The organism is Pseudoalteromonas sp. MMG033 (assembly GCF_057197785.1).
On the sequence record NZ_CM170070.1, the window covers coordinates 4,077,495 to 4,100,723 of the forward strand.

The 23,229-nt window shown below is 39.9% G+C and carries 22 protein-coding genes; 7 read left to right on the top strand and 15 right to left on the bottom strand.

The window, feature by feature from the left end:
• Positions 1-232 precede the first annotated feature (232 nt).
• Positions 233-1,561: a DEAD/DEAH box helicase gene (locus tag AC2CZC_RS17720; RefSeq protein ID WP_484582817.1), complete on the top strand. Its 1,329-nt coding sequence runs from the start codon at positions 233-235 to the stop codon at positions 1,559-1,561.
• A gap of 3 nt (positions 1,562-1,564) precedes the next feature.
• Positions 1,565-2,392, top strand: coding sequence for a CvfB family protein (locus AC2CZC_RS17725; RefSeq protein WP_046357872.1), 828 nt, complete (start codon positions 1,565-1,567; stop codon positions 2,390-2,392).
• A 25-nt stretch (positions 2,393-2,417) separates the two neighbouring features.
• Here AC2CZC_RS17725 and AC2CZC_RS17730 read toward each other — a convergent pair whose 3' ends face one another.
• The 6 genes from AC2CZC_RS17730 to AC2CZC_RS17755 form a co-directional block, all read right to left on the bottom strand.
• The gene (locus tag AC2CZC_RS17730) at positions 2,418-2,873 is read right to left on the bottom strand and encodes a hypothetical protein (protein ID WP_484582818.1); all 456 of its coding nucleotides are present in this window, start codon (positions 2,871-2,873) and stop codon (positions 2,418-2,420) included.
• A gap of 245 nt (positions 2,874-3,118) precedes the next feature.
• Positions 3,119-4,216, bottom strand: a complete 1,098-nt coding sequence (locus AC2CZC_RS17735) for a serine hydrolase domain-containing protein (protein WP_484582819.1) — start codon at positions 4,214-4,216, stop codon at positions 3,119-3,121.
• Positions 4,217-4,391: 175 nt separating this feature from the next.
• Entirely contained in the window at positions 4,392-4,568 is a 177-nt protein-coding gene (locus AC2CZC_RS17740; protein WP_484582820.1) for a DUF6435 family protein, read from the bottom strand.
• A 94-nt stretch (positions 4,569-4,662) separates the two neighbouring features.
• Positions 4,663-5,019: a VOC family protein gene (locus AC2CZC_RS17745; RefSeq protein WP_484582821.1), complete on the bottom strand. Its 357-nt coding sequence runs from the start codon at positions 5,017-5,019 to the stop codon at positions 4,663-4,665.
• A gap of 213 nt (positions 5,020-5,232) precedes the next feature.
• Entirely contained in the window at positions 5,233-5,616 is a 384-nt protein-coding gene (locus AC2CZC_RS17750) for a GFA family protein (protein WP_484582822.1), read from the bottom strand.
• Positions 5,617-5,805: 189 nt separating this feature from the next.
• Entirely contained in the window at positions 5,806-7,476 is a 1,671-nt protein-coding gene (locus tag AC2CZC_RS17755) for a methyl-accepting chemotaxis protein (RefSeq protein WP_484582823.1), read from the bottom strand.
• Positions 7,477-8,404: 928 nt separating this feature from the next.
• Here AC2CZC_RS17755 and AC2CZC_RS17760 point away from each other — a divergent pair.
• Together AC2CZC_RS17760 and AC2CZC_RS17765 are read left to right on the top strand one after the other, a co-directional pair.
• Complete coding sequence (locus tag AC2CZC_RS17760) at positions 8,405-11,563, top strand: M43 family zinc metalloprotease (RefSeq protein ID WP_484582824.1); 3,159 nt, start codon at positions 8,405-8,407, stop codon at positions 11,561-11,563.
• Between the two features lie 133 nt (positions 11,564-11,696).
• Positions 11,697-12,698, top strand: coding sequence for a sensor domain-containing diguanylate cyclase (locus AC2CZC_RS17765; protein WP_484582825.1), 1,002 nt, complete (start codon positions 11,697-11,699; stop codon positions 12,696-12,698).
• Between the two features lie 1,014 nt (positions 12,699-13,712).
• On the opposite strand, the gene AC2CZC_RS17770 is transcribed toward AC2CZC_RS17765, so the two are convergent.
• A complete protein-coding gene (locus AC2CZC_RS17770; RefSeq protein ID WP_484582826.1) occupies positions 13,713-13,844 on the bottom strand; it encodes a hypothetical protein in 132 nt (43 codons plus the stop codon).
• Between the two features lie 859 nt (positions 13,845-14,703).
• On the opposite strand from AC2CZC_RS17770, the gene AC2CZC_RS17775 reads away from it, so the two are divergent.
• On the top strand, positions 14,704-14,877 hold the full coding sequence (locus AC2CZC_RS17775) for a hypothetical protein (RefSeq protein ID WP_484582827.1): 174 nt from the start codon (positions 14,704-14,706) through the stop codon (positions 14,875-14,877).
• A gap of 123 nt (positions 14,878-15,000) precedes the next feature.
• Here AC2CZC_RS17775 and AC2CZC_RS17780 read toward each other — a convergent pair whose 3' ends face one another.
• From AC2CZC_RS17780 to AC2CZC_RS17815, 8 genes are all read right to left on the bottom strand, one after another.
• Positions 15,001-16,569 (bottom strand): vanadium-dependent haloperoxidase, encoded by a 1,569-nt coding sequence (locus tag AC2CZC_RS17780; protein WP_484582828.1) that lies wholly within the window; start codon positions 16,567-16,569, stop codon positions 15,001-15,003.
• 622 nt (positions 16,570-17,191) lie between these two features.
• The gene (locus AC2CZC_RS17785) at positions 17,192-17,533 is read right to left on the bottom strand and encodes a hypothetical protein (RefSeq protein WP_063362280.1); all 342 of its coding nucleotides are present in this window, start codon (positions 17,531-17,533) and stop codon (positions 17,192-17,194) included.
• Between the two features lie 68 nt (positions 17,534-17,601).
• Positions 17,602-18,495 (bottom strand): PhzF family phenazine biosynthesis protein, encoded by an 894-nt coding sequence (locus AC2CZC_RS17790; RefSeq protein WP_063362281.1) that lies wholly within the window; start codon positions 18,493-18,495, stop codon positions 17,602-17,604.
• A 62-nt stretch (positions 18,496-18,557) separates the two neighbouring features.
• Positions 18,558-19,010 (bottom strand): pyridoxamine 5'-phosphate oxidase family protein, encoded by a 453-nt coding sequence (locus tag AC2CZC_RS17795; protein WP_063362282.1) that lies wholly within the window; start codon positions 19,008-19,010, stop codon positions 18,558-18,560.
• A 55-nt stretch (positions 19,011-19,065) separates the two neighbouring features.
• Positions 19,066-19,554 carry a hypothetical protein gene (locus AC2CZC_RS17800; protein ID WP_063362283.1) on the bottom strand — a complete coding sequence of 163 codons (489 nt, stop codon included), beginning with the start codon at positions 19,552-19,554 and terminating at the stop codon, positions 19,066-19,068.
• Between the two features lie 41 nt (positions 19,555-19,595).
• Positions 19,596-19,940: a VOC family protein gene (locus AC2CZC_RS17805; RefSeq protein WP_063362284.1), complete on the bottom strand. Its 345-nt coding sequence runs from the start codon at positions 19,938-19,940 to the stop codon at positions 19,596-19,598.
• Positions 19,941-19,971: 31 nt separating this feature from the next.
• On the bottom strand, positions 19,972-20,421 hold the full coding sequence (locus tag AC2CZC_RS17810; protein ID WP_063362285.1) for a GNAT family N-acetyltransferase: 450 nt from the start codon (positions 20,419-20,421) through the stop codon (positions 19,972-19,974).
• A 13-nt stretch (positions 20,422-20,434) separates the two neighbouring features.
• A complete protein-coding gene (locus AC2CZC_RS17815) occupies positions 20,435-20,824 on the bottom strand; it encodes a MazG nucleotide pyrophosphohydrolase domain-containing protein (RefSeq protein ID WP_063362286.1) in 390 nt (129 codons plus the stop codon).
• A 484-nt stretch (positions 20,825-21,308) separates the two neighbouring features.
• Here AC2CZC_RS17815 and AC2CZC_RS17820 point away from each other — a divergent pair, with 484 nt between their 5' ends.
• The gene (locus AC2CZC_RS17820) at positions 21,309-21,935 is read left to right on the top strand and encodes a CPBP family intramembrane glutamic endopeptidase (protein ID WP_196760877.1); all 627 of its coding nucleotides are present in this window, start codon (positions 21,309-21,311) and stop codon (positions 21,933-21,935) included.
• Positions 21,936-22,112: 177 nt separating this feature from the next.
• The gene (gene hisC, locus AC2CZC_RS17825) at positions 22,113-23,210 is read left to right on the top strand and encodes a histidinol-phosphate transaminase (protein WP_063362288.1); all 1,098 of its coding nucleotides are present in this window, start codon (positions 22,113-22,115) and stop codon (positions 23,208-23,210) included.
• The last annotated feature ends 19 nt before the right edge of the window (positions 23,211-23,229 follow it).

A 23,229-nucleotide genomic window follows, 5' to 3' on the forward strand; every position in this document is an offset into this window, starting at 1 on the left:
ACACTTAAACACGACGCGTAGGCACAAACCGAATCGTAAATCCGGCGCTGAGGCGTGTATTTTACGGATTTATGAAACAAATGCAAAACGCGCAGAATCAAGTGCTGAGTTTTTGTTCCAAGTGATTAAAACAAAAGCAAAAACAGTTTTAACCCTATATTTATATAGTGCCTTTGTCTGGCACTTTGCTATAATGGCGCGTTTTTTAGAATAATGATTGGAGAAAGTAACTTTGAGATTTTCCGAACTCGGCCTTGACCTACGCTTTGAGAAGCAATTACAACATCAAGGAATTAATGAGCCAACAGAGATCCAAGCTCATGCTATCCCTACCGCACTTGCAGGCCACGATGTTTTTGCCCAGTCAAAAACCGGTTCAGGAAAAACCTTGGCGTTTTTATTACCTGCTGTCCAGCGTGTAATGAAGCAAAAAGCGCTGAGTAAACGCGACCCACGTGTACTCATTGTTGCTCCTACCCGTGAACTTGCCAACCAAGTATTTTCACAGTGCCGTCTATTAATCGCTGGTACTGCGATGACAGCCACGAAGGTACTCGGTGGCGAGAACTTTAATGATCAGGTTAAAGCGCTACGTAAAAATCCGCACTTTGTGATTGGCACACCGGGTCGCATTACTGACCACTTAGAACAGCAATCGCTTCGTTTGTCTGGCCTTGAATTACTTATTTTTGATGAAGCAGACCGAATGCTTGATTTGGGTTTTGACAAGCAGCTAAATGCAATTAACAGCCAAGCAGACCACCGTCTTCGCCAAACCATGTTGTTCTCAGCAACTTTAGAGCACGCACAAGTTGAGATCACTGCCAAATCACTTTTAAAGTCTCCAAAAAAGATTTTATTAAGTGGCAGCAACGAAAAGCATGGCGACATTCAGCAAGCGCTGTATTTCGCAGACCATCTTGATCACAAAGAAGCGTTACTTAAACACTTTGTTCAACAAGACGAAGTTGGCCAGTGCATCATCTTTACCGCGACTCGCCAAGATACCACACGTTTAAGCGAGCTGTTAAATGAGATGGACATCAAAGCAATTGGCCTTGCAGGTGATTTAGCGCAAAACAAGCGACTAGATATCATGGATGCATTCAGCCGTGGCATTTATAAAGTGTTAGTGACTACTGATGTCGCTTCACGTGGTCTTGACCTATTAAACGTGACACACGTAATCAACTTTGACCTACCAAAACAAGCGGAAGAATACGTTCACCGTATCGGTCGTACAGGACGTGCTGGATTCAAAGGAACAGCAGCTTCACTGGTTGGTCCAAAAGATTGGAAGAGCTACAAGGCGATTGCTCAGTACTTAAAAGAAGAACTGACTTTCCACACTGTAGAAGGCTTAGAAGGTAAGTTTAAAGGCTTTAAAGAAAAGCCGAAAAAGCCTGCTTATAAAGGTAAGAAGCCGCAAAAAGCGAACAAGCCAGAACAAAAACGCAAGTTTACTAAAAAGCCTAAAGCGCCGAAAAAACCAATTGCAGCACCATTTGATGTGGATGGTCATGCACCACTTCGCAGAAAACCAAAGCCAACTGAGGAATAAACCATGCTAGGAACTAAGCAATTTTTAATGATTGAAGAGATCTGTGCAGAAGGCGCATACCTCGACGGCAAAGAATTGGGTGATGTATTTTTACCTTTGGATGAAAAACCTGAATATTTAGAAGAAGGCGATAACGTCGAAGTCTTTATTTACTCAGATAACCAAGGTCATGCCTGTGCAACTACAAAAGATCCCATTGCACAAGTGGGTGAATTTGCCTTACTTCGTGTGAAGCAAATCAACAAAGTTGGTGCATTTATGGACTTGGGCATCGCAAAAGATGTACTGGCGCCATACAACGAGCAAAAGCCAAAAATGCGTGAAGGCTATAGCTACCTTGTAAAGCTTTACTTGGACAATGCCAGTAAGCGTTTATGTGCTTCAAGTAACCTCAATAAGTTTGTTAATAAAACACCTGCGAATTACGAGAAAAACCAAGAAGTCGATTTAATCGTGGCTGCTAAAACAGATCTTGGCTACAAAGTCGTTATCAATGAAACGCACTTTGGCATGGTGTTCTTTAATACCGTATTTAAGCGTATGTACATCGGCCAGCGTATGAAAGGCTTTATCAAGCAAGTACGCGAAGGCGACAAAATCGACGTATTACTTGAAAAACCGGGGATCGAGAAGATTTCAGGCCTTGGTGAGCAAATCCTTGCCAAGCTAGAAGAAAACAACGGCTTTTTACCTTTAGGTGACAAGTCAGACCCTCAGCTTATCAAGCAAGCTTTCTCAACCAGTAAAGCTAACTTTAAAAAAGCCATTGGTGGCTTATTTAAGCAAGGCAAGATTGATATCGAAGCGAACTCAATTTCACTTCGAAAATAGTCTTTTGGGTGACTTGAACCTTGCTTTAAGTCACCTCTCCTATCTCGTTTATTACTTTAATAAAATCATAATTTTGTATTGATATCCGTGTTTGGTAATAGTACTGCGTTGGTTTAACACCCGGTAAGCAATAAAGATTAACTTTTGCTCTATACGCCTCGCCAACAACTTCTACTTGTTTATTCAAAAAGAACACCTCAGGACTTTGTCCATGCAGTTCAGTAAGCTGTTTTATTTCCTCTAAATCCAGTACGATTGCAACACTGCGCCTATCACGATAATCATCTTCCGTATTTAAAAATACAACACTTCCTCGCCTTGCGGCAGACTTAACTTTAAAACGATAAACGCCATAAATAGAGTTTGGTGCGGCTGCTTCTGTTTTGGCTATTAAGTCCATCGTTTTAGGTGCATCGTAGACATTGCTTGGCATGCAAGCTTCTAAAAATAAAATTAAAAAACTAGGTAGAGCTCCTTTCATTATTTTCCCTCATGCTTTTATATATCGAGAAAATATCTTAAAGATATATTGTTGAATAATTATTTTGGTTTGATAACAAGGAGCGTTGCATGGTGTGAATAATAAGGAGCGTTGTATGGTGTGAATAATAAGGAAGCTGTTTTACGAACTATATCGGTGTCCCCCTCCTAAAGACCTATGCTATTTCACTCGTATTAAACGGCCTGATAGTTGTAATCAGACCGTACCACTCATAATGCTGGAAATTACAACGCAAACCCTTCGATATATTCTGCTGCTATTTTATCGGCAAAATGAATGGGTAGAGCACCAGCGAGGTTTGTTAGCACAACCACAGACACATTGTCTTTTGGATAATACACCATGGTTACCGCGTTACCGCCGCTGGCACTAACCGCTGGGTGATTTTCTCTGTCTATCACTTGCCAGCCAATGGCATAACCATTTTGCAGCTTGTCAAAGCCTCTAATGGTGCCATCATTTAGCACCACCGGTGCCCAAAGCCCATCCAAGTTTTTAGTCAGTTTTTTGTTTGTTAGTGCAATCAGATAATTGGCCAATTCTGTCGCAGTTGAATTCATACCTGCTGCGGTTCTCATCATGTATGAAAACTGACCCTGAATATTTATAAAGCGTTTGTTTTGACCATCATAAACGTACTGCTGCGCCTGATCCTTAATTACTGGCGTCATATACTCAAAACCAGCGTCAGCGGTTAAATTCATCTTGGCGCGTTTTAACTGATGCTCTGTTATAAACTCAATAAAGTTACCATCAACGTATTTATCAATAATTTTACCGACAATCACATAACCAGTTTGGTTATAAGAAAATTGGCTATTCACTTCAGACGCCATAGGTAATGCTTGCACTTTATCCCAAGACGCTTTTGGGTTGCCTCTGACAATTAAGTCTATGTTATATCCGCTTAAAATCCGCGGTAAACCAGAGGTATGGGCCATCAGATGCTTGATTTTAATCTTTTGCCACGCTTTTGGTAAATCAGGTAAATGCTTGCCAATTTCATCATCAATTGACAATATGCCTTGCTCCTCCAATTGCATTAAGGCAACCCCTGTGAAGGCTTTGGTCATTGAATTTATCGAAAAAATAGAGCTATTTTTAACCGGTACGTCATGTTGTAAGTTTGCCACACCATAGCTTTGGGCTTTTACTATTTTATTGTTCTTTACCACTGCAAGTTGCAACCCAGGAATATTGCGTTTTTCCATGGTGTCTTTAATGAGGTCGTCTACGGAGTTAGCGTATGCAGACAATGTCGTGCCAGCAATTATTGTGTAGAGTGCGGCAAATCTGGCCGATTTGAAAACCGATGTCATCATCCGTATGTTGTCCTTGTTTTTAATACATATTCACAAGGAGGATACAATAAATAACATCTTACAGTAAGTGAAGTGGGAGCATTTATTCCATAAATAAGAATAAACTAGTGAAAACGACCATACCTTGATTCAGAATGGCCGTTTTTTGTGCATGATTAATCGCAACAACTTCAAGCTAATTGCTTTTATTTTGCAATGCCTCAATCTCTTTCCAAATAGCCTCAGCTTCAGCTGTTAACATGGCATAGCCCTTAATGTCTCCATTTCTTTGCGCATGCATACCCTGTTCAAGCTTTTTGTCGTAGGCCTTTCTGAGTTTTTTTACTGGGTCAGGTTTTAAAAATCCAAACATACCTTTATCTCGTATTAGTCTTTTCTCACTAAACGAATTGAGTAACGGTATGGATCAGTTGTGCTTTTTAATTAACTGAGATAATTAAATCAAACTACTGCGTTTCTGACCAAACAGCGAATTCATTACCGCTAGGCTCTACAAAGTGAAAGCGACATCCTCCTGGGAATTCAAAAATAGGTTTTACAATTTCCCCGCCACTTTCAGTCACTTTGGCCTGTGTTGCCTTTATATCATTACTGTAAAACACCAATAGCGCGCCACCGCTTGTAACTTGACTCGATAGATCTGCCTTGTAAAAACCGCCATCTAGCCCTTGGTTTGAAAAGGCAATGTATTCGGGGCCATAATCGACGAATTCCCAACCAAAAACCTGAGTAAAGAAAGCTTTTGTCGCTTGCAAATCATTTGCAGCAAACTCCACGTAATTGAGTTTTTCATGTTGATTCATATAGTTTTTCCCCAAGTTGACTAATTTGTTTACTGATAATTACGACAAGCTTGTGTCATTAGCTGCCCGAGCTCGGCCTTTTTTCTTTTGGGAGTTGATCTCCACCACTGCCACCAGATACACGCTTTAACAGAACACCACATGTGATCACTTTAATTGTATTTTTTATCATTTCGCGCTCCTTAACTATTAATGCACCAGTTTGTGAGGTTATCAAACCTCAGCGATAACATGCCACCACTTCGGCTTTTTTGATACATAGGAATGTGAGGTTGGCCTAAGTGCGACTCTATTGGGCGAATCAAAAGTGCCAAGCACTAAAGCAATCACTGGGTCGTCATCTATAGCCCCTAACGTGCTACCACACACGTCGCAAAAGCTACGTGATGAATAGTCTGAAGAGCGCCAAGTTTTCGTGATCCCCCCCGGTCCAACCCAGTTAACGTCTTTTTTATCAAACTCAACCCATACTTGAGTTAATGAACCGCTATGACGCTGACACATTTTACACGAGCAAGTATGTGGATTGCGCGCCTCACCTGAAGCGACAAATCGAATGTTTCCACACAAGCACCCGCCGTTATACTCTCTAGCCACAAAATGATTCCTTATTGTTGTGTAGATGAATAATATAAATACAATAAAAATGTATACTTACATCAATTTCAAAAAGTTGCTATGAGCTACGAGTAAAGAGACGCTTGAAAGGAGTTGAAGAGATTAATGAAATTAAGCGATGGCCCAGCCAATACTAGGCAATCGCTTTTTAAGATTAGTTGAAGTGAGTTAACTCAGCTTAAACCCACCCACGGCCTCACGCAGACGCTGCGCACTTAACATAGTTTGATCGGCAATTTCTCCATTTTCTACTGCGGTATCAAAATTTAATCTTGTACCTTCCGACATTTGCGTCAAATTGCTGCTGATATCATCTGTTACTTTACTTTGCTCTTCTGTCGCCGTTGCTGTCTGTATCGCCATATCAGAGACACGCTGTGACGCTGAAGCAATTTTACCAAGAGACGCTAAAGTTTGATTTGAACACGTCACCGTTGAGTGCGTTGTCTCATTCCCTTGTTCAATAGAGGTTACAGCTTGCTCTACACCGCTTTGTAAGTTTGCGATCATTTGCTGAATATTCTCTGTCGATTGCTGTGTTTTGCTTGCTAGGGTTCTTACTTCATCTGCGACTACCGCAAACCCTTTACCCTGCTCTCCTGCTCGAGCTGCTTCAATGGCGGCATTGAGCGCCAGTAAATTGGTTTGCTCTGCAATTCCGCGGATCACATCCAACACAGAAGTAATGTTCGTTGAATCTTCAGATACTTTTGAGATAGTGCCAGCTGCATGCTCAATGATTTCGGACAGTTGATTTATTTCTGTTACGGTATTATTGGTAATGTTAGCGCCTTCTTCTGTTAGCCTATTTACACCGGCTAAATCTTCCGCTGTGGAACTGGCATTTTCAGCTACTTCTCTGATCGCATAAGACATTTCATTCACCGCAGTTACAATGACTTCAATTGACTGTAGTTGATCCGAACAGGTGTCATGAATGTGCTTAGCGCCTTTTTCAAGTGACTCTACGCCCTGTGCAACGGTCATAGATTCATCTACTATGGTGCGAATGAGTTCAGACAAGCCTGAAATAAATTTGTCAAACTCATTGGCAACATCACCAATTTCATCTTGTCTTGTAGAGTTTATACGTTTAGTAAGGTCACCATCACCTTGGCTCATTTCTCTCAGCTGAACTACTAAGTCATTCAGTGCAATGGTCATTCGCTTCGGTGCAACCAAACCAATCGCAACAATCAAGGCAATGACCAATGCGCTGAAGACTAAAATCACAGTCAAAGTACTTTGTACTTCAGCTATGGATTGTGTGCTGACACGCTCACTAATGCTATCTGCCTTTTCACCTGCAGCATTAAAGTAGTCTCTCAGTGCATCAAAGCTTCTTGTTGCTGCCCCTTCGCTTTGTCTGATTGCCGCAGTCTTGTTCCCTTGGTTCATCAAATTAAACACTTTTTGAGATTCAACAAGCCAAGTCTGATACTGCCTATCAAAACCAGAAAGCGGAGACAGTGCACTTGGATAATCGCGCATCAGTTCACGATATTTATTCATTCGTTCCAATGCTTGTTTAGCATTTTCTTTATAATCTCTATAAATAATGTTGTAGTTTTGCGATAGGTTGTCACTATACAACACGTGTTGTTCCGCAGAATGGGCTTGATATAAGTCTCTGTCAGCATTGATAACCGCAGAAATGGCAGGATTAAATTTATTACCTACTTCATTGAGGCTTTTTTCTGTTTTAGATATAAGAAAAAAGTTAATCGAAACCACTGCTATAAAGAACACAGAGATTGCGATAAATAGCGCCGAATATTTTACACGTATCGAGCGAAGAAATGCCGGCTTTTCTTCTTTGTAACGAGGATTTGTTGTCATTGATCTATTACTACTCTATTCAAATCAAATTTGATATCACTAGGTAGAGTCTAAGCACCTTGATAGACAGCACAACGCACATTGTGAAATGTCAATTACAGTGAACTTTTTCTACAAAAAGTAATCAAAATCCTGTTCAATTTTTCAATCGTTCCTAGAAAGGCGGCGAATATTAATACGACTTACCTAAAATAGGTAGTAATATTTAATTCTAAATTTGTTTTTTTAAAGGTGGGTTTAAGTAAAAACTCTAATATGAGTTTTTTATTTATTTTTTATCTTCACTGTGATGATTTAAATATAATTTATGATATTTAAATGTAATTTACTGAAAGACTATTCAACTCCTAACACGCTGTATTGAAAGCTAAAACTCCACAGTGAATAGTTGAATGGGGCTAAGGCAATTAATCAATCCGCGTAATGAGTGTTAGTGACCGTTCCAATACATATTGACTTTCCATAAGGTAATTTGGAACTACGCCATGCTCATTCCAAGTTATGGACTTATCCACACTCAGAATAATCCATTGGAGCGTGTATCGACCACTCAGCACTTAACGAACGTATTTCTTTAGTTGTCATACACCCATTCCTACCACAATCAAAAAAGTAACTCATAAAACGATCTTAACCTCATATATTTCATCAGCATTTTACTCACTCAACTTCAAATATGTCTCAAACCTAGAAAAACAAAATAAAATATATTGTATACAATTTATTTTCATTGATGTAAGTTAAGAAACGTTTATTACAAAGTGATACTAAATTTTGAAATAAACAAACACATTAAGTAACTAATAAATATAAATTTTAAATCACAATCAAGAGGTAAGGCAGCTATGCCATTTGTTAACTAAGGTGCAAGTTAAACCAATAAACTCTCCCTTTTATTAACAATAAAAATGGATTACAGGAGAACAACATGTCTTTAACCAAAACAGCCTGTTTATGGCCTAAACAATCGCTAAAACTCAATTGCATCACCGCAGCACTGCTTTGTGCATCGGTTAATTCCTATGCTGGAGAAAGTATACAAAACCAACAATTACAAACTAGCATGGCTGAATTAAGCACACATAAACACGAGGGACAAATCTGCGGCACTGACCATAACAGCCAAAGCTGGTCTGCAATTCAAAAAGAAAACGCCCGACAAGCAAAGATAAGTTCAAGCTTCTCATCACACATCATGAATACCCTTGCAGCCCAAGATGATTTAGCTGCAAAAAATGGCAATGGTGTGCCAGGAAGGTATTATATTCCCGTCGTAGTACATATTTATGGGGATAGGTATAACTGTGAGTCAGGGAATTATTGTCTGACAGAGCAAAAAGTCATCGATGGACTGAATAAATCTAATCAAGACTTTTTAGGGCTTATTACAGATGATGGCCCTATTTCCCCTGAATTCCAAGCAATCCGCAAAAATCTAAACATTGAATTTGTTTTAGCCAAAATCGACCCAAATGGACAACCAACAACAGGGATCGTACGCTACCCAGAAAAAGCTGGGTATGGCAAAGGCAGCGGGGTTGATGAGCAAATCGCCGCTGATGCTTGGGACAATTTCAAGTATATGAATATTTATGTTCAGCAAGACTTGTATGATGATGGTAAAACCAATAATTCAGGCGTTGCTTGGTACCCGCAACTGAGCATGTCGCAAAATGGACTTTCACGCGTTGTCTATAATGGCGATTACATTGGTGCAAATACCAATGAGAACTTTCGTTCTGTATTAACCCATGAATTTGGCCATTGGTTAAATTTACCTCACACGTTTGATGGTGGGTGTACTATCCATTCAGAAGCGTTTTGTAACGCCACCGGTGACGGTGCCTGTGATACGCCACAAATGAGTAGCAGCATATTGCAAGAGAATGCTAAAAACTGCTTAGGGCAAGCCACCAATACCGAAAACTTCATGCACTACTCCGATAACTACGCCATGTTCACTAAAGATCAGGTCGATCGTATGACAGCAGCCCTCCACGGCCCTGCCCGCGCGACACTTTGGTCAAACGCCAATCTCATTGCCACTGGCTTAGGCGAGTATACCAGTAACGCGGACCACCCTTGGGATGGCACTTCAGGCGCAGTCGTACCGCCAAAAGGCGAAGTGCTCCAATCATTTACTAACCTATCCGGTGCAAAAGGAGAAGTTGATAACTTCGAGATTCAAATACCAGAGGGAACGCAAGCCGTCGCATTTTATCTTGACGGATACGATGAAGATCCGGATATGTATGTTTCAAAAGGCAAAGCGCCTACTAAAACAGGGGATAATTGGGATGCCGATTTCATCTCTTTTAGAAGTGCAGGATCTCCTGAATTAGTGACTTTGTCAGCGCCATCGAGTGTCGAGCGTTATCACGCCGCCATTGATGCTTATAGCGCTTATTCTAATGCAACACTCAGCGTCATATCAGGAAGTGACAACACGCTTTGCGCTGGTTGCGAACGTGTTTTTCTCGCCGAAGTAAAAGACTTACAGTCTGCAAAAGGCGCTGATCCTAAAACCTACCAATACGAGATCCCAGCTGATGCGCTGCGCACAGTTGCGGTAATGACAGGCGGGTATCAAGGCGACCCTGATTTATACGCCAGCATGAACGCAATACCCACTAAAGAGACATTTGATTGCGGGCCATTCAGTGCCCCGAGGCTAAGTGAATACTGCGAATTATCCGCAGGCGGTGGTACACTCAACCTTTTGATTGACCCATTTTTAGAATACAGTGATGCAACACTCCTTGTTTACTATGAAAGAGCTACCGATTCTGAGCTGCCAGTCGCACAAGCAAATGGCCCCTACTCTGGTTTGATTGACAGTCCAATCAGTTTTAGCAGCGCAGGCTCATTTGATACAAATGGCAGCATTACAGCTTATTTGTGGGAATTTGGCGATGGTAATACATCAACAGAGGCCAATCCATCACACTCTTATAGCCGAGCTGACACTTTTTCGGTGAAGTTAACCGTCACTGACAACGACGGGAACACCGCCTCAGATACTGCAACAAGTCAAATCAAAGCGCAAAACCTTGCTCCTGTTGCCGTTGCAAACGGCCCTTATACTGGTGAAGCCGGACAGCCAATTCAATTTAATAGCACTAACTCGGTTGATCCAGATGGCAACATTATCAGTTACCTGTGGCAATTTGGTGATGGTCAATCCAGTAGTTCAGCAAATCCTACCCACAACTATACAGAGGCTGGTGATTACACTGCTACCTTAACCGTCACCGACAATGATGGTCTAAACCATAGCGCTCAAGCGAATGTCAGTGTTAGTACCATGCGCTACTGTCAAGCATCAGGTAATACAAAATATGAATGGATAGCCAATGTGCAATCAGGTGCATTCAGTAATCCGTCACAAGCAAATGGATACAGTGATTTTACCTCACAAGTGATTGAGCTAACCGAAGGCGATAATCAATTTACCTTAACGCCAGGTGGTAATTACACAGAGCACTGGGCTGCGTGGATTGACTTTAATAACAACGGTCAATTTGAACAGTCAGAGCAAGTACTGAATAATCTATCTGGCAAAGGCCCTGTCACTGGTACTCTCGCTATCCCAACTGGTAATGTGGGTAAATCAGCGCGTATGCGTATCGCAATGAAATACAATGGTGAAGCTGTCTCGGCTTGCGGCGATATTGGCGACGGTGAGGTTGAAGACTATACAGTAACCATCAAACCAAACGATGCAATACAACCTGTGCCCAATGCCTGCGCAGCCCAATCACCGATTTCTGGCGGTCGGTTAGAAGCTGGAAAAGCCGCATGCCTTGGTGATGATGGCACACTTTGGCTGAGCGTTGGCGGCGTTAACTCAGCAAATCACATCGCCATCACCACTGCACATGGCAAAAACAACTTACATATCTTGTACAAAAATGGCGGCTGGCCAAGTGATGGGGATAAAGATGCGGAGTCTAACTCTGGTACCACTTCTGAGTGTATCACCGTCCCAGCTGGCAATCAGTATTGGTCATATTTAAAAGTTTCTGGTGATGCAAAAGACACCAGCATCATTGTCGACTTTGATAGCGAGCAATGTAGGCAACCATAGGCTAACTATTTCAACCTTTACACCAAAAGCATCGACTTTTTAAGTTGATGCTTTTTATCTCCTGCCAACTTAGTTGATTTTGGTACTTGAACTATACTCTAAGCCTGTGACCAACCACCTTTAGCCGATGTGTATGTCTTCTTCACCCAGTCATGACACAATTTGTCTACCGATAACATTTATAAACGAGTTGTCGCAGTCTAATGATTTGCATGAGACATTAACTTTAATTTCAAATTGGCTTCCGCAAATTATTGGGTCAGATAGAGCGAGTGTTTGCTTGAATAATGGGTCAGACGAAACATTAGAAGTATTCGCATTGTTTGGCAACAACGCCATTGAGGCAAATACCATTCTACCCATCAGCAGCACTATGGTTGGCCGAGTTTATTCCAATAAGCAATTGGAAATAAACAATAACCTTGCACAAAGTAAAGACCTCGATTGCCAAATCTTACACAAGGGCGGCCTAGGGTCCTGTGTTGATGCCCCATTGCAGCACTCAGGCACATGCTTTGGCACACTGAATTTAGGTAGTTTAAAGCCAAACACTTATAAGCCTGAAGATGGTGCCCAATTAGAGTGCATTGCTAATTGGTTAGCCAATTACATTCATGCTCAAATGGAGATCTCCGAACACAAAAAACGTGCAGAAACAGATCCACTCACCAAAGCAAACAACCGGCACTGCCTAAATACAGTCGGTAATGAACTGCTTAAACTGTGGGAAACAGATCAACAACCGTTTTCTATGATCATGATAGATATCGACCATTTTAAGCAGTTTAATGATAATTATGGTCATCATGTTGGCGACCAAGTACTGGTTACTTTTAGCCAAGTGATTAATCAAGTGATCCGCAAGTCAGAGCACTTTATGCGGATTGGCGGAGATGAGTTTGTTATTTTGTTGGAAGGAAACGTCGACCTTGCAACTAAACTGGCTGAACGTATCAGAAAGGCTATCAAAGATATGGCGCTCAAACATGACGACGACAGCCTCATCATAACCGTTAGCTGTGGTGTAACCTCAGTGCAAAACCAAGACAGCTCTTTAGAATGCCTTTACAACCGAGCAGATAAAGCCCTGTATCAATCAAAGAAAAATGGTCGAAATCAAACCACTGCGATTTGAGTAAGGTTATAAGTATAGCTTTGTGAAACGAAGCTTATCAAAAACTATTAAGCCCTTACAAACTATCCAGTCCATTTTTACTTGGCTTCGTAAATACTCGCGTAAAGTAAAAAATGAGTAACGACAAAAAAATGTTATAAGTGTGTATAATAACTAAAAGAGAATGATAAACAGCAATTGCTGTGGGACTCCGAGAATATATTAACATGGTAAAAACTCTGTACTTAATGTTTATTTTTATCCCTTTAAGTATACATGAAAAAATCACCCAACTATCTGAAACCGACAGAGCAAAATTTCTTGAATCATACTTCAATTCTTTTCAAAAGCCATATATTATTGATGGCACTAAGTTCCAGTCATTAAGAGAAACTCAGTGGCTAAGCCAAGTTCGCGCTTTGTTTGAGCCGATAAAGCCCTCTTATAATACTTGTAGGTCAAGAGCGGTAGGCGCTACCTTTTAAGGAATATACACTTCAGAGATAACTTATATCTAGCCCGTGGAAAACAGTGAGTATATTGGTGAATTAGCGTGGTTATAAACTGACAAAAATTGCTCTCAAAAAAATGGCGTGAAACACCATTTTTATCTTCTTCAATCGTTGACCCTACATTATATAAAATATTATCTAATTTATACTCACCATTAGATTCAGCAACCAAAAGTAATGTTAAAAGCAATTTGAAAAAAGATAAAATTCTCAGCTTTAAAAAGCAGCCAATAATATCAATTGGTGTGGAACGAGACGTAACTAATTATTATAACAAGATCGATGTCGGAAACGACACATGCGCTCACCTAACAATTTGCACATGAATAAATGAAGACTCTTTCGAAGTAAAAAGTGTCTATTTGGTAATATTGATTATGAAGCCTTAAACTTAGATTGATAATATGAGCTGAAGAACACAACCTCCCCAGCTCCTCAAGTTATTAGTGCTTGAATAAATTAGAAAGGACAGTGACCTGTACAATCAACATCAGTAGGTGAGACTGTACTACAACAGCCGCCATTACTGTATGTGATGCATACACCAATAAGTGACATAGTACCCCCCCCCTATATCACCTGTTTGCTCTTGAGGTATCACTTTTCTATCTGCAGATAATGTTTTAATTTTCTTTTTGTTCAATTTAATGTTCATAACAATTTCCTTTAATATATTTTAAATTAATAAATAGACCTAGAATTCAAAAACCCACTTAGATTAACAGGACACAAAACAACCTCATAAAGGTTATTTAAAAACGCCGATAACGCAAAACCCTCATTATACTTTTTAAAAACCATTAAAATACACACAAAACCGCTAAATAAGCCTTGATATTTTTACACGCTAACAATCAAATGGTAAAAACTATTTTCATTATAAATAACACCCTCTGGTGCAATAATCTTCAGTGGGTGAAACTATTAAACAATTACGAGTATAACCAACACTACCAATACGATACTCTATTTCACCACCTACTATATCGCCCCTCTCCTTCGAGATATTACTTTATTATCTATAGATAGATTTTTTATTTTTTTTGATTTTAACTTTAATAACAACACCCTTATTACAAATTTAAAACAGTGAAAATATATTTGCACGAAAAAAACTTTATTTCAACATCATTCTAACCAAATAAAACAAACTCAACCCTACAGAAAGCTAATTTATTAATTTTAAATCCTCATAACCACAGGTTAGTAAGCTAAAATCTTTATGTTAAAAAGTAAAACAAAGAAAAACAACAAGGCAAACCTCATGATAATTAAAGCTATTTTAATAAAGCATTAAATTATAAGTTTTATTATTGCATTATTAACCAATTAAGTTTAATTAATTTATGAATATAGTTAATTTTCTAGAAAACAAGATCAAAATCTTTTGTGATGCCAGAATTCAACTCCTAAGTACCACACTCTTTAATATCAAGCGGTCTTGTTTCCTAAATAATTAACTTTCTGACCTTTTGCGTGATCAGATCAAAAAACATAACGCAACCCAAGCCACCATGACAAAGCAAATTAAGAACTGGTTTGCCTATAACCGAGCGTTGATACAGCGTGGCAATGTTGCTATTTGGCTCAGCGACGACGCTATTCAACAATGGCAAACCGCAGAAGTAATGATTAAAGCCAAGGTGATCAACACGATAAACAGGCTAGGTATGCCTAAATATAGGTAAAAATGACAAGGCCGTTTTAGGGACAAAATATGAGAAGATGAATAAATTAGAGAGACACGACCCAAACAATCATGTCTCTGACAGAATCAATTGATCTTAGATAGAATTGAAAATATTTACCTATCAATCATCATCATTTTCAAAACTGAAGCGCTCTGGTAATTCACTTAATGGTCGTCCTTGGCTTGGTACTCTAAGCTTTGCACTACCATCAACCAAAGAGCTCACGTATTCATAAGCAAGATCACCAAATACTGGACATACTTCAGCACTTTGATCCACTGCGGCCTGAAAATGCACACCTCCCCAAACACGGCTCTGACCACACTCTTTTGCAAAATCCGTCCAATTATTATAAGAAATTACAATGTCATTTTTAGGTGTGACGCCAGGTTCTACTCTTGAAGAACCAGCAGGAATTGGCAGGTAATAAACCATATTGTCATCACCAAAATGTTTTCTTAAAGATTGCGCATGGGCATTACAAAAACATGCTGTTGCTGAAGGATATTCTGGATGGTCTGCTTCTTCCAAATAGCTATGCCATTCTTCACCTTGCATACTGACAGTACCCTTTCCTGGACCACCCCAGGCTTGCACAGATTCGTCTTTGTATAGCTTTCTAATCGCACTAAATGGCCTAACAGCATCAAAACGATACTTTTCTTGCCAAACAAAAATACCAGCATCAAATGCCGCTAAATTTGTCATAAAGCCGATTTGGATGAATTCAAGTAAGGATAGATTTCTAGGTCCAATATTGCTCGAAAGTGAATATGATAAAGAACGGAATTTATCATCAAACAACTCGGCTTTAATTTTTTGCTCATCCGTTAAATTCGCAGAGGCGGCCAATACTTCTTTGGCTTGTTTACGGTATGCACGCTTATTTTTGAAATTACTGTTGTAAGGAGGAGGTACTTCAAAATCATTTGGATCATCATATGAATAAGGTTCTGCAAGCGCAAACTGTGGAGTTACAAACTGCTGAATTTTATATAAACCTAGCCCTTTACGTTGCATATCTGGCTGCCAATGCGAAGGACTTTTCAATTTATATGCAGTATTAAGCGGCTTATATTGAGTATAATCTGCATATGGCATTGGATTATACTGTTTATTTGTATCACCCTCTTGGTTCATACCGTCAAACTGTCGCCCAGCTACAACCGCAAAACCTGCCGCATTACCTATCCCAATCGGGGTATTTAAGTCAGTGCTGTTGTTGTCGGGATCCAGGCCAATGTCCAATAACATTTTACGCCAAGACGCTTTATAAGTTGGCATAAAGCTATTTAAAACTCGATAAGAGGCATAAATAACCGCAGTATTAATATTTCGATTGGTTGCCTCTTCTGCTGGCCTGCGTCCCAAATGGGAATAAACACCGACCGCTGTTGGGTGATAAGGGGCGCTTGCGTCATACCACGCATTCGTAATTAAGACGCCAAAGCGAAAGAGCAAAGAGGCATCACCGTAATTTGCCGATACATGCTCTTTTAATTCATCAAGACTGCCCCAACCAACGACATCCAAAGCGCCATTGTCTTTATCAAAGTCAAACTCATCAAGATGATTTGCTTGTACCTGTGTGACACAAATGAGTGATAGTAAAAACACGCTGATATTACGCAGCTTCATCAGTTTTCGTATTTGATGAAGTAAACTTATCTTCGAAAGATATTTATTCATTTATAAAAGTTCCTTTTGTTGGTGTATTTGCAAAGAGCAAAGCAATATTGCTTGCTTTGACTTCACTGGTTATAAACTGCTTGTTTCACAAAAGTACCCGCTCAGAATTTTCTATACTAATGCCTGCTTTCAAACATATTCCGATACAACTTGATTCAAAAAAAACTCTATTAAAAGCAGCGTACCCTCTAAGCTATGGCACCTACTCTTATTAGGGAAAACAACTCACAACGTAATTACCGTAAAAATTAATTCATAACCTGTGAGCCTAAATTCACAGCACTCGACGAAACAAATGTTTAATAAAAGACTCAACTCATGGTTACTCAGTGAAAAGAACGCACCTGCCAGTCGACGGTAATCTAAAGTCATCGAATAAATCGAAGGAAATACCTTGAAATGACAAGTAATTTAGCAAATGGCTAGAATACAGATGGAAGCCTAGGTTTATCGTTATGGATAAATGGAAAGCAACATAGACATAAGGTTCCAAAGTTCAATTCGCATTTACAGATTTGGAGTTTCTATTGAGGTGATTGATTAGTGTCGAGAGTAAAAAATGAGGTTAGCGATTATCGAAATATCACAATTTTATACAGATTTAGGTCTGGGGTGACTTTATTTAATCAATCGCCCGACGAGCAGTTAAATTAGCTTCAAAACCAACAAGTCCACAGCCTGTAACGATTAAAATCAAAGCTGCATACCATGAGAACTTAATATCTGAGCTTGCCTTAATTAACGCCTTATTCTTTAGCTTGACGCACTCTTTACCGAAAATCATTGGGTAAAAATCGTCAAGTTGAGCCTCATAAAACGCTTGAAAAGATGGCTTTCCCCAAGAAATCCAGTTTGCTTTTTCCTGCTCTAACCAAGCTCGATAAAAAACCTTACAAAAATAATAGTTCAAAGCAATAACAGCCGCGAGTATCACTAAAATACAGACAGCGATGATATCAAACATATTGAGCACCGATTAAATCGTTCTGATAAAAGGATAATGCAGAAAACAAGCAAGCATTAAGAACCGAGCTAGGGACTAAACTGCGTTTCTAATGCGACTTCCTGATTATCAAACACCTTGGCATAGCCACCGACCTTGACCTCACTCACCTGCCCGTTGTCTAATTTGATAGTCGCTGAAATTTCAGACGCGCATTCCATGGCACGGCCTTGCTCAAATAGATAGTCAATTGTTGTGTTTGAGTCAGAGTTAATGTGCTTAGTTAAATAACACGCAAGGGCACCACTGGCGCTGCCTGTTGCAGACTCCTCAGGGATACCAAAAAGTGGCGCGAAATTTCTGCAACTGGCAGTGTAATTAGACCTTGAATCATTCAATTCAAATACATGCGCGCCAACCAAGTTATGTTTTTTGCAAAATTCACTCATCAAATCTTCGTTGAGCTTCACTTTATCTAGATAACCACTTGGTACTGGTACTATCATATCTGCAAGCCCTGTCGTGACAACTTCGATGGGCAAGTCTGTAGATGCCAACACGTCATCATCCAAACCGATTAAGGGCGAAATTACTTGGTATGAAAAGCTGCCTAAAAAGTCAGGTAATCGCTGCTGCATGACGACTTGTCCATTAGGTGCAATATGCACTTCGAGTATACCGGCCTTGGTTCTTTGTACGTATTTTCCAGCGCTAATCATGCCCTGCTCAAACATCACTGAAAATGCAGCCAATGTCGCATGCCCGCAAAAATCGACTTCTTCGGTTGTTGTGTAAAACGTCAGTTCAAAATCCACCTCTTTATCGCGGGTAACAAAAGCTGTTTCTGAAAAGCCAACAACTTGGGCTATCTGTAATTTTTCTGCACCTGATAAATGCTCAGCATTCAATACCACGCCAGCGGGATTACCACCCGACCCCTCTAACACAAATGAATTGACCAAAAACGTCTCTACTTGCTTCAAACTAGACCACTCCAAGATTTATGTCATTGATTTTATTAATTTTTATAAAATGAGCACGCTCATTATTTGACACCGTATGTGACTTTTGCGCTTTCAATTTGCTCGGCTTCAGTAATACTAGGAAACAGCTTGTAGCTGGGTGCTACGATGGGCTTAACCTTATTCACCGTAATATGAATAATGCCCGCAACCGGATATTTATCCCCTGTTATAGGCATTATTTCTTTAAAGAGTACAGGAAAATGGCTGTCAGATTTAGCGACATAGTTTGCTTTACCATAGAATTGAAAGCCCTTTTGCGTAAACACATCCACACAGCTTACGCACACATTATCGTTATGTTTTATATTGCGCACACTATTTGCTGATGCAATATTGGCTATGAGCAGTTCATTGTCTTTATAGCTAACAAACACTTCTTTGGGAGACACACTTGGAGCCCCGTCTTTGTCAACAGTTGCCAACCAACATAATACGCTCTGGTGAATTGATGACTTAACTTCTTCTGTAAACATGATCATTCCTTTAAATAAAAATGAGTTACACAGCAAATCTCGTAAACTTATCTTACTACTTGTCCTGCTCTAATATAATTGCACGTACCGCAGGCCTAACAACACTCAAAATCAATACAATTATCACCACTGCGCCCATAGCAAGCCTTACAACTTTCAAAAACCAAGGTTGCTCCCATATATTTACATTGGCTTGTTCACGTGTTTTTTGTTCTATTAAGGCTTGATAAGCTTCATCTAAGTCACTGTACTGAGTGATTTTTGGATAATTAATGACTATGCCCGCTTGAGCCAATGAGACACGCGCCAGCTCAGTGTTTGCTTGGTCAACATACAGGATATGATTTTTAACGTCGGCATAATATGCAATTCGCTCTTGGTCAAGTACATCAGCAATCAGTACCGTATCAACCAAACGCATATCTTGAACAAGTGGCCTAAATGCGGGGTTGTCTTGCTTTGCCCACACAATGATAAATACCGCAAATATGACAGATGATGCCAGTACAAGTAAAAGCTTATTGTGTCTTGTGATGTTCAGCATTTTGTTACTCTATTCTTGTTATTATTAGAAGACTTACTTATCTAAAGCTGCCATAAACCGTGCTCATTTGCACCTAAAATGTATATGGCAAACTGACCTTTACCAGGTATTTCCATCGGTGGCATTGCAATTTTTGCCCCTAACGCCTGCACTTTACTCACCGCTTCATTAATGTCGTCCACCAACCAATACGGGCGAATTATTGGAGACTCAGTCTCTCGAAGTGGCGCTCGTACCCCCACTAAACTGCCGTCATCAAGCTGGCAAGTTTTTGCACCACCTAGCAGCGGTTCTGGATCAGAGAAGGTTTTTTGGTATGTTGTTTCGTAAACTTTCACCACGGAATCAACATCTTCAGAAACGATTTCTAAGTAATGTACTTTCATGAGCTTCCTCCAAGCATTTTTACTTGAGTATTTAAGTTAAGTTTAGATAAAGCCTCAACATATCTTTATGCTGTATACCGTTTTCAAAAATTGGCTTAGCGTAATTTTGTAAAAAATGGTTTTTAACTACACAATCAACTCTAAACCCCAATCTTTGATAATAGGTGAGTTGATAGCCAAAAGTCCCTGTACCAAGCTCAACACGTTCAATTTTTTTAGACTTCAATTGAGCAATCACATATCTTAATAATTGAGTTCCAAGCCCCTTGCCCTGCCGATTGAGCACTACTGACATATTATAAATTTCAGTGTGCCTGCAATTCACTTCACTAACCACACATGCCCCAACAATCTGTTGCGCGTCGACGGCCACAAAACACCACGCATCTTGTAAATAGGACAATATGTTGTCTTTGCTCGGATCGGCTTCAAGCAGCAATTCAATAGGCACATCACTACTTTTAACTTCCTTATACTCCAATTTACACACCTTACTATTTATGAAGAAGACGAGGCTTTACACATTCACTTTGTTCTTTTTCAAGTGCACGTTTTTGTTTTTCTTTTACTTCTGCCCAACTACCCCCTTGCTCAATCGCTGATACTCGTTGCTCATATTTATTCACGGCACGCTTAACTATAGAGTCCATATCTATCCCAGCCTCTTTTTCGAGGGCGAGGATGATGTTTAAGTAGTTCCAAAGAATGTCGCCTAATTCATCTTCTAAATGGCATTTTCTTTCTTTTGGAATTTCTACCAGTACTTCAGCGACTTCATCTTGTAAGGCGGATAAATACGTATTTGAACCTGAATACCAGCTATTCGTTTGGTCAAAAATGAACTTTCGCTGTGCAATTGCTAGTAAGTTTTCTAAATCTGGCATCTTTATCTCACCTCTGGCTTTGAACTTTAAGCGTATGATGTTTGGCGACTAAAAGCTAAATCGGCATTGAATGGACGACCATACCTATGCTTATTGCTTAGAAACATACCACCCGACCATTTGATTTAACCTAACTTTGCCATTATTTACATATTGGCAATTTTTCTATTTTAGGTAAAATACAAAAAAATTAAAACAAATAAGGACATAAAAACCTGAATTTATAATTATGTTTACACATTTTTCTCTCATTCGGCTTATTGCCTACTATTTTCTGTCAATGATTCTAATGTCATTGCCATTAGCGTTATTAGTTTATTCAAACACGTCCGATTCATTCTTGACCCTACCCAATGCCCATACCAAAGTGCTTCTCGATATAACATCGTGTGTGCTTATACTCACGCTAATTATGCGTTTTCTTACACCTAAGCAAAGGCGCATAGCCTTTTCAAGTACAGCATCAAGAACTGAGTACGCCTATATGATAGTATTCGCCTTGGGGCTACTCTGTATGCATTTTGCCACTGCAGACATCTTGCAATTGTATTCGCACATCGACTTTAAGTTGGTTAACGACAATTTGGTAGATACCAACATCTCACCGCAAGACGATCATTTTATTTTCTACATGTGTGTACTATTCGTCAGCTTAGTGATCGTGGTACCTATTTTTGCAGAAGTCGTATATCGAGGTGTATTGCTAGACAGGCTGTATATAAAGCTTTCCCCGCTGTGGGCCATTGCTTTAAGCTCGCTCTTATTTGCTTCTATCTATAATAATTTTATTGGCAGTCTCATTTTGGGTATTGTTTTATGCCTAATTAGGTTTAAGTATCGAACACTTGCCGCCCCTATTTTTATCCATATGCTGCATAACTTGATTGTATACTGCCTTATTTTCACCTCTTATTTTGTGAGTTTAAGCTGCATTCCAATCATCTCTGGCTTAGAGAGCGACCCCAATATCGCAACCATTACGATATTGCTCAGTATTGCCACGCTGATTATTGGCACATATTGTTATTATGTCCTTCGCGACATCCCTAAAAGCAAGTTTAAAAAGCGTACTCGCTCTTTGCATAAAACGCCTCTACAGCAAACAAATTAATGAGAGAAACTACATACAAAATAATCTGGTTGGAGCTAGTCTCTATCTAGCTCCACAGCGCTCAACATTAAATTTATAATAACCTACCCAACACGCTACCCTAGATTTTCAATTCCCGCTATGATGGCAGCTGCATATGCTTAATCATTACAAATGCCAAGGACTTAAGGAATTTTTATGCAAAGTATCAGTACCCTCTTTTCTGAGCAATTTAGTCAATTACAACCCTACAAAGCTGGCTTAACAACCGAAGCGATACAAGAACAATATGGCCTTGAACAAGTACACAAGTTTGCCAGTAATGAATCCCCATTTCCGCCTTCAGAATTGGCAATGCAAGCAGTCGCTGAGGCAATGCATGCTAGTAATCGCTACCCTGATTATCAAAAGCTTCGTTTGGTTATTGGCGAGCAATTTCAGCTTTCTACAAGCAACGTGATACTTGGGTGTGGTTCAATCAATATTCTCGATATCATTTTTCACGCTTTTAACAGAAAAGGCAGCAACGCTGTTTTTACAACATGTAGCTACTTCGCATACCCACTACTTGCACAAAAATCAGGCATTGACGTAAAACTTGCACACACTGACGAAAACCTAGGCCATGTCGCACACAATTTGTTAGCTCAGTGCGACGAAAACACCAGCTTATTGATGATTGACAACCCAAGTAATTTTTCCGGCAGTGCGCTCGATGCAAAAGAGTTAGAATACATCCTTGGCAATGTCCCAAAGCATACTTTGGTTGTGCTTGATCAAGCATATGAAGAGTTTACTGATGCATCCCCCTTATCCATTAAAAGCCAAACGTTTACAGAACACCCAAACCTAATTGTGACGCGGACATTTTCCAAAGCATATAGCTTGGCAGCGCTGCGTATTGGTTATGCACTTGCTAACTCGGAAATAATAGACTGGTTAAATCGAGGACAACAGCCTTTCCCAGTATCAAACTTAGGCATTGCTGCCGCCATTGCCTCATTGCAGGACAAAGCATACAGTGACATGGTGATTAACAGCGTTAAACAAGGCCGTAAATCACTGGCTGACGGACTCAATCAGCTTGGGTTAAAGTGCTACCCTAGCCATTCAAATTTTGTATTGGTCGAATTTGGCGAAAACGCAGGTAACACGTATCAACAGTTATTGGAGATGGGCTATATCACGCGCCAAATGCAAGTATACAAGCGGCCAGATCTCATCCGTATTTCTGTTGGGAATAACGAAGAAAACACCAAGTTACTCAGCGCGCTCAAAACACTACTCAATCCATAGCTGATACTCAAAAAACAAC

Bases quoted from the DNA above. Each gene is read 5' to 3' on its own strand.
- AC2CZC_RS17740 (WP_484582820.1), bottom strand. From the start codon at position 4,568: ATGTTTGGATTTTTAAAACCTGACCCAGTAAAAAAACTCAGAAAGGCC.
- AC2CZC_RS17735 (WP_484582819.1), bottom strand. From the start codon at position 4,216: ATGATGACATCGGTTTTCAAATCGGCCAGATTTGCCGCACTCTACACA.
- hisC (WP_063362288.1), top strand. From the start codon at position 22,113: ATGCAAAGTATCAGTACCCTCTTTTCTGAGCAATTTAGTCAATTACAA.
- AC2CZC_RS17815 (WP_063362286.1), bottom strand. From the start codon at position 20,824: ATGCCAGATTTAGAAAACTTACTAGCAATTGCACAGCGAAAGTTCATT.
- AC2CZC_RS17785 (WP_063362280.1), bottom strand. From the start codon at position 17,533: ATGTTTGATATCATCGCTGTCTGTATTTTAGTGATACTCGCGGCTGTT.
- AC2CZC_RS17770 (WP_484582826.1), bottom strand. From the start codon at position 13,844: ATGAACATTAAATTGAACAAAAAGAAAATTAAAACATTATCTGCAGAT.
- AC2CZC_RS17775 (WP_484582827.1), top strand. From the start codon at position 14,704: ATGACAAAGCAAATTAAGAACTGGTTTGCCTATAACCGAGCGTTGATA.
- AC2CZC_RS17805 (WP_063362284.1), bottom strand. From the start codon at position 19,940: ATGAAAGTACATTACTTAGAAATCGTTTCTGAAGATGTTGATTCCGTG.
- AC2CZC_RS17795 (WP_063362282.1), bottom strand. From the start codon at position 19,010: ATGTTTACAGAAGAAGTTAAGTCATCAATTCACCAGAGCGTATTATGT.
- AC2CZC_RS17730 (WP_484582818.1), bottom strand. From the start codon at position 2,873: ATGAAAGGAGCTCTACCTAGTTTTTTAATTTTATTTTTAGAAGCTTGC.
- AC2CZC_RS17780 (WP_484582828.1), bottom strand. From the start codon at position 16,569: ATGAATAAATATCTTTCGAAGATAAGTTTACTTCATCAAATACGAAAA.
- AC2CZC_RS17820 (WP_196760877.1), top strand. From the start codon at position 21,309: ATGATAGTATTCGCCTTGGGGCTACTCTGTATGCATTTTGCCACTGCA.
- AC2CZC_RS17765 (WP_484582825.1), top strand. From the start codon at position 11,697: ATGTCTTCTTCACCCAGTCATGACACAATTTGTCTACCGATAACATTT.
- AC2CZC_RS17755 (WP_484582823.1), bottom strand. From the start codon at position 7,476: ATGACAACAAATCCTCGTTACAAAGAAGAAAAGCCGGCATTTCTTCGC.
- AC2CZC_RS17725 (WP_046357872.1), top strand. From the start codon at position 1,565: ATGCTAGGAACTAAGCAATTTTTAATGATTGAAGAGATCTGTGCAGAA.
- AC2CZC_RS17760 (WP_484582824.1), top strand. From the start codon at position 8,405: ATGTCTTTAACCAAAACAGCCTGTTTATGGCCTAAACAATCGCTAAAA.
- AC2CZC_RS17800 (WP_063362283.1), bottom strand. From the start codon at position 19,554: ATGCTGAACATCACAAGACACAATAAGCTTTTACTTGTACTGGCATCA.
- AC2CZC_RS17745 (WP_484582821.1), bottom strand. From the start codon at position 5,019: ATGAATCAACATGAAAAACTCAATTACGTGGAGTTTGCTGCAAATGAT.